At 75.8% G+C, this 1,117-nt stretch carries 1 protein-coding gene; it reads right to left on the reverse strand.

Annotation, left to right across the window (positions count from 1 at the left end; translation table 11 throughout):
* On the reverse strand, positions 1–1,117 hold a 1,117-nt coding region (locus tag GT030_RS09225; protein WP_237522283.1), incomplete at both ends, for an AAA family ATPase.

A 1,117-nucleotide genomic window follows, 5' to 3' on the forward strand; every position in this document is an offset into this window, starting at 1 on the left:
CCGGCGGGCGGGGTCCGGCTGGTCGGAGTAGCGCAGCCACAGTGCCCGCTCCACCGGCCCGACGGGACCGTACGCGGCGAGGTCCGCCGCCAGCCCGCTCGCCGAACGGGCTCCGAGCGCCGAGCCCGCGCAGCGCAGCGCCAGCGGCAGCCCGCCGCACAACTCGGCGATCCGCGCGGTGGATTCGGCGTCGTAGGGATGACCGGAGTCCTGCGCGGAGGCGGTCAGCAGCTCCTCGGCACCGGCCGCGTCCAGGGCCTCGACCGGCAGGTGGTGCACCCAGGCGGGCAGGTCCGCGTCCAGCTCCAGCGGGGTGCGGGAGGTGACCAGGACCAGGCTGTCGGAGCGCTCCGGGATCAGCGCGCGGACCTGGGCCGGGTCGGAGGCGTCGTCCAGCACGATCGTCACCGGGAGTCCCGCCAGGTGCTGGTGGTACAGCTCGGCGAGCCGTTTGACCTGCTGTTCGGGGGAGGAGTGCTCGCGGAACAGCAACTGCTCGCGGGGAGCGCCGAGCCGGTTCAGCAGATGCAGCAGGGCGTCGCGGGTGGGCAGCGGACGGGTCTCGGGGCCGTCGCCGCGCAGGTCGACGACGACCGCGCCCCGGAAGTGGTCCCGCAGCTTGTGCGCCGCCCGTACGGCGAGCGTGGTGCGGCCCGAGCCCGGCTCCCCGTGCAGGACGACCACCGTCGGCCGGGTCTCCGACTCCGCGCGGGCGGCCCGCGCCCACTGTCCGATCCGCGCCAGCTCCTCCGTACGGCCCGCGAACAGATCCTCAGGCTCGGGGAGTTGGCCAAAGGACTGCTCCAGTACGGTCCGGCGCCGGGCCGCCGCGCTCTTGTCCGCGCCGCGCAGTGCCGGGCCGGTCTTCTTGCCCGGCCCGGTGGAGGCGGCGAGCATCCGCTGCTGGTCCAGGAAGGGGCGGATGCCACGCACCTCCAGCGCGGTGAGCCACTGCAGCCGCAACTGCTCGGGGCCGCCGGGCTGGCTCGCCGCGCCCTTGCGGTGATGGGCGGCGGGCAGATGCGTACCGGCCACCTTCACCACCGTGGCGGCGGCCCCGACGACGCCTGCGACGACGCCCGCGCCGAGCGCGGTGCCCGCACCGGTGCCGAGCGAC

Source organism: Streptomyces sp. SID1328 (genome assembly GCF_009865595.1).
Lineage (GTDB): Bacteria > Actinomycetota > Actinomycetes > Streptomycetales > Streptomycetaceae > Streptomyces > Streptomyces griseoluteus.